The following is a 4,958-nucleotide window of genomic DNA, read 5'->3' on the forward strand; positions in this document are numbered from 1 at the left end:
CGGGGATAACCCTTTTTCAGGACGGGACACGCCATGGCCAGACGCCTCATCGCGCTTCTTGCGAGCTTTGCCCTCGTTTTTCTGCTGCTCCCGCGGGCGCACGCGGATGCGGACGCGCCCCCGCGCATCGTGGCGGGGACAACCCTTATTGCGGACATCGTCCATGATCTGCTCCCGCAGGCCGAGGTACGCACACTCATCCCCGGCGGCGCCTGTCCCGGACACTACGACATCCGCCCCGGGGACGTGCGCCTGCTGCGCGACGCGGACGCCATCTATCTGCATGCATGGCAGACAGCGCAGCCCCACATCACCACACTGCTGGACGCGGCGCAGACGCAGCGCCAGCCCGTCGCCCTGCCGGACGCCGGCAACGCCCTGCTCCCGGAGAACAATCTTCGCCTCACGCGGCACATCGCGGCGGAAGTGGCAGAGCTGTTTCCCCAGCACAAACGGGACATCAGCGCCCGCGCCGCCGCACGCCGCCGCGCCGTGACCACCACTGCGCAGGCTCTCAAAACGCGCCTTGCGGCCTCGGGCGTGGCAGGGATGCCTGTGGTCTGCGCTGCCATGCAAGAGCCGCTGGCCCACTGGGCGGGGTGCAAGGTCGTCACAGCCTTTCCGCGTCCAGCCAGCATGACGCCCCAACAGATGGCGAAGGTCATCGCCGCAGGGCGAGGTGCAGGGGTGCGCCTTGTGCTGGACAATCTGCAAAGCGGCGACGGCGGGCACGGCTTGGCCGAGGCCCTTGGCGCACGTCGCGTCATCCTGTCCAACTTTCCGGGCGGCTTTGCGGACACTCCAACGTGGGAGGCCACCATGCGCGACAACGTCCGCAGGCTCCTTGAAGCCGCACCCGCCATGACTAATGCAGAGGACGCACAATGACGGCCCCCATCATCCGCATGGACAATGTCAGCGCGGCCTATGGCCGCCACGTCGCCATGCACGGCGTTAGCCTCACAGTCCAGCGCGGCGACTTTTTAGGCATCATCGGCCCCAACGGCGCGGGCAAAACCACTATGCTCACCGTCACCAACGGCATGGGACGCATTGCAGGCGGGCGGGTTGAGGTCTTTGGCACCGAGGTCACGCCGCGTTCGGCGCGCCTTCTGCGCAAACGCATCGGCTACGTGGCCCAGCGGCAGGACATCGATCCACTGCTTCCCATCAGCGTGCGCGAGTCCGTGGTCAGCGGAAGCTTTGGCCGCATTGGCCTGTTTCGGCGGGTCCCGCATTCCGTCGTGGAATACGCCGAGGAACTCCTCGACATGGTGGGCATCGGCGCGCTGGCGCAGCGACCCCTTGGGCACCTCTCCGGCGGCGAGCAGCAACGGGCGGCCATTGCCCGCGCCCTGGTCCAGCGCCCGGACCTGCTGCTTCTCGACGAACCCACCGCCGCGCTCGACTGGCAGGCCCAGCGCGAAATTCTGGAACTGGTCCGCACCATCCACACCCGCTTCGGCCTTACCAGCCTCATCGTCACCCATGACCTCAACAGCCTGCCCGACGTCACCAACCGTATCGCCTTCATGAAGGACGGACGCATGGTCTGGCAGGGCACCCCGCGCGGCGCACTGGATGAAGCGCGCCTGAGCGAACTCTACGGCACCCCTGTCAAGGTCGCCACCGTCAACGGAGCGCCCCATGTCTGTCACTAATACCGCAACGCCGCACCTGTAGGGAGGACGCCACAGTGGACGCATCCATACTGTTCTATCCCTTCATGCAAAAGGCCCTGCTGGCTGGCCTGCTGGCCGGGATATCCTGTTCCGTAGTTGGTGTGGTGGTAGTCACCATGCGCATCACCGCCATTGGCACCTGCATGGCGCACGCGGCCTTTGCCGGAGCCCTGCTTGGGCTTGTAACGGGTATGGACATGCAGGTCTGCGCCTTTGTGTTCAGCCTTGGCGCGGCGGCCATCATCGGCCCCCTGTCGGACCGGGCGGACTTTGCGCCGGAGACGGTGGTGGGCATCGTGTTCTCGGCCATGCTGGGGCTGGCGTTTCTCTTCATTGGCCTGCTTCCCGGTCCGCGCTCCGCCGCGCTGAACCTCTTTTGGGGCAGCATCCTCACCGTGGGCGAGCGCGACCTTGTCGTCATGGCTGTGGTGGCCGTGCTTCTGCTGGCCGGACTCCTCGCCTTCTCCAAGGAGATTCTGGCAACGCTGTGCCACCGCAGCATCGCCCTTGCCGCCGGGGTCCCCGCTACCGCCATCTACTACGCCCTGCTTTTCGCCACAGGGGCTACGGTGACGGCGTCGCTCAAAAGCATTGGGGGGCTGCTCATCTTCAGCCTCATCATCAACCCAGCGGCGGCGGCCTATCAGCTGTCCTACACCCTGCGCCATATCTTCTGCCTTGCGGCGGTGTTTGGCGTGGTGTCGTGCTGGGGCGGACTGGTGCTTTCCGCCATGTTCGACGTGCCGTCCGGAGCGGTCATCGTCATGCTGTCCACACTCATTTTTATTGTCTGCACGGCGCTGTCTCCCAAACGGCGCGGCCTCTCCCGGCGCGAACGCCGCTCCCTCACCTTTTCCCGGCAGGTGGACGCCACCACCAGCGAGCTTACAAGGAGAAAAACCAATGTATGACGCAAAGGCTGCCTTTTTCGACAATCAAGTTACCGCGCCGTGGGCCTCGGGCGAATACGGCGACAAAGAACAGCCCAAGCTGGACCGCCTGCTGGCCCACCTTGGCGACGTCACCGGCGCGCACATCCTTGAACCGGGCTGCGGCACCGGCCGCCTGACGCAGCACCTCGCCCAGATGGTTGGGCCGCAGGGCCGCCTTGTGGCCATGGACGTCAGCCCCGGCATGGTGCGCGCGGCGCAAAAACGCCTTGCCGACACGCCAAACGCCATGGTCTGCACCGCCGCCGTAGAGGATATGCCCCTTGGGAGCGACGCCTTTGACATTGTGCTGTGCCATCAAGTGTTTCCGCACATTGACGACAAGCCCGGCGCGCTGCGCCGCATGACCTCCGCCCTGAGGCCGGGGCGGCTGTTCGTTATCAGTCACTTCATCAACTCCGCCACCATCAACGACCACCACCGCAAGGCTGGGTCCGCCGTGGCTGACGACAGCATGCCCCCGCTTGCCGATATTCGCGCCATGCTCGACGACGTGGACTGCGCCATTGAGGCCTTTCACGACGACGAACTTGGCTATTTGCTCACGGCGCGCCTTCGCGCCGAGTAGCCAGCTGCGCGCCGCCACACCGCCAGAGTCCTCCGCCTATCCTGTGTGAACACCGGCGGCGCACCAGTGAAAAACGCCCCCGCATGGCATGCCATGCGGGGGCGTAATGGTACGGGGCATAAGGGGGACCAGTTACATCCGAAACTGCCCGTTCTCGTAAATCACGCGGGTTTCACCGCCGCGCAGGTGCGCGGTGACGGTCTTGGCCTCCGTGTTCACAAGGTCCCAGTGCAGGGCCGAGGAATTAAAGCCCAACTCGTCCTTGAGCAGTGTGGACAACTCCGACTGCTGCCCGGCATACGTTCCGGGGTAGGACGCGCCAAGGGCAAGGTGGCAGTTGCCGTGCGTGCCGCCATAGTTTTCGTCAAACAGCGTGGTGGCCATAAAGCGGTCAATAGGCGAAAAACGCGAATCCGTCAGTGAAAATTCGCCAATGCGGCTTGCTCCGGGGTCCATGGCCACCTGCTTGCGCAGGAATTCGCCGCCCTGTTCCGCCTCAGCGTCCACCACTCTGCCGTCCTTGAATTCCAGCCGCACGCCGCGCACATAGTTGCCACTGCGAAACGACGGCTGGTCCGCGTAATACACGCCCTGCGTGCCCCGCCAATCCGGCGATACGTAAATCTCAAAGCTGGGGATATTGTGCCCCGTTACGCCAAGCCAGCGGCGAAGTTCGCCAAGGCGCACCGTCAGGTCCACATGCTCCGACTCCACGCGGAAGCTTTCGGCCCCAAGCCCGTCCAGCCATGCACGCAGCTCCTTCACGCGGGCGTGCACGCCGCGCCACTCGGCAACCGGGTCCGCCTTGTTCAGGTAGCAGGCGCGGGCAATCTCGCGGGCGTAGTCATCTACGCTCATGCCTGCGCTCTTGGCGAGGGCTTCGGTGGGCCACATGCACAGGGTCCAGCCAAACAGCCCCGCCTGTTCGCGCTCTTCAAGCACGTCACGCAGGGGCTTGCGTGCACGGGCGGCGGTACTCAAATTTTCGGGGTCCACATCGGCCAGATGCGTCAGGGACTGCGGGGCCAGCAGATACACCGACCCATCCAGCGCGCGGGTAAGTTCCATCTCGCCCGGCAACTGGTGCTCCAACTGCGCCCGGCTGGCCGAGGAGTAAAACGTCTTTTCCATGATTGATGTCGGCTTCATGCGCTGGGCCACGTGCACGCCGCGCTCATGCAGGCTGGCATACACGGCCTCTGCCAGCGAAAGCGCAGGCATGTCCCACCGTACGGCCACGGTATTCCCGGCGCGCAGCGGCTCCGCGCGCGAAACATCGAGAGCCCAGAGCAAAACCTCAGCGTACTTTTCAATCTCCGTCTGTGTCAGCATGTGGCGAATCTCCAATTGTGCTCAAAAGAAAAACGGGATGCGTGCGGCACATCCCGTTTGGTTTCCGTTATATAAGACGCCTTGTTACGTCGATAAATCCCGAACCAGACCAATCAGATGTTCCGAGGCGATGATACTCATTTTTGGCGAATCAATGAAGTCCGGATACTGGTTGGATATCTTGCGCGACCACAGCACGGACGCCGCGCTGGCGTCGGCGTGCGTCAGCGGAACGTTGGCCTGCACCTTGCTCACCAACATACGCGACGCGATTTTTGGACCGCTGTTGGACACCAGATTCACATAATTCGTTGGCACACCCATAGTCGTCTCCGTGGCATATCTGCTTCAAGGCGGCCCTGCGCCCGCAAGGCTCATCCCTTGGTCACTTCGTCCCGTCCCTCAACATACTGGGGCATAACGCCA

General features: G+C 64.0%; 6 protein-coding genes. 4 read left to right on the top strand and 2 right to left on the bottom strand.

Annotated elements, in window-relative coordinates:
- Positions 1-33: 33 nt before the first annotated feature.
- Genes ACY69P_RS14170 through ACY69P_RS14185 form a run of 4 tightly spaced genes read left to right on the top strand, consistent with a single transcriptional unit; the run spans position 34 to position 3,200 of the window.
- The gene (locus ACY69P_RS14170; RefSeq protein WP_462327941.1) at positions 34-888 is read left to right on the top strand and encodes a metal ABC transporter substrate-binding protein; all 855 of its coding nucleotides are present in this window, start codon (positions 34-36) and stop codon (positions 886-888) included.
- On the top strand, positions 885-1,661 hold the full coding sequence (locus ACY69P_RS14175) for a metal ABC transporter ATP-binding protein (RefSeq protein WP_459901884.1): 777 nt from the start codon (positions 885-887) through the stop codon (positions 1,659-1,661). The genes ACY69P_RS14170 and ACY69P_RS14175 overlap by 4 nt, the downstream gene beginning before the upstream one ends.
- Before the next feature lie 35 nt (positions 1,662-1,696).
- Positions 1,697-2,593: a metal ABC transporter permease gene (locus ACY69P_RS14180; protein WP_462327942.1), complete on the top strand. Its 897-nt coding sequence runs from the start codon at positions 1,697-1,699 to the stop codon at positions 2,591-2,593.
- A complete protein-coding gene (locus tag ACY69P_RS14185; RefSeq protein ID WP_462327943.1) occupies positions 2,586-3,200 on the top strand; it encodes a class I SAM-dependent methyltransferase in 615 nt (204 codons plus the stop codon). Before ACY69P_RS14180 ends, ACY69P_RS14185 begins: the two co-directional genes overlap by 8 nt.
- Positions 3,201-3,332: 132 nt before the next feature.
- Here ACY69P_RS14185 and ACY69P_RS14190 read toward each other — a convergent pair whose 3' ends face one another.
- Positions 3,333-4,532, bottom strand: a complete 1,200-nt coding sequence (locus ACY69P_RS14190) for an aminopeptidase (protein WP_462327944.1) — start codon at positions 4,530-4,532, stop codon at positions 3,333-3,335.
- Between the two features lie 84 nt (positions 4,533-4,616).
- Entirely contained in the window at positions 4,617-4,856 is a 240-nt protein-coding gene (locus ACY69P_RS14195) for a hypothetical protein (protein WP_404845484.1), read from the bottom strand.
- Positions 4,857-4,958: the final 102 nt, after the last annotated feature.

This window comes from Desulfobaculum sp., assembly GCF_054921475.1.

Coding starts and splice junctions, on each gene's coding strand:
- ACY69P_RS14170 (WP_462327941.1), top strand. CDS start 34: ATGGCCAGACGCCTCATCGCGCTTCTTGCGAGCTTTGCCCTCGTTTTT.
- ACY69P_RS14175 (WP_459901884.1), top strand. CDS start 885: ATGACGGCCCCCATCATCCGCATGGACAATGTCAGCGCGGCCTATGGC.
- ACY69P_RS14185 (WP_462327943.1), top strand. CDS start 2,586: ATGTATGACGCAAAGGCTGCCTTTTTCGACAATCAAGTTACCGCGCCG.
- ACY69P_RS14190 (WP_462327944.1), bottom strand. CDS start 4,532: ATGCTGACACAGACGGAGATTGAAAAGTACGCTGAGGTTTTGCTCTGG.
- ACY69P_RS14195 (WP_404845484.1), bottom strand. CDS start 4,856: ATGGGTGTGCCAACGAATTATGTGAATCTGGTGTCCAACAGCGGTCCA.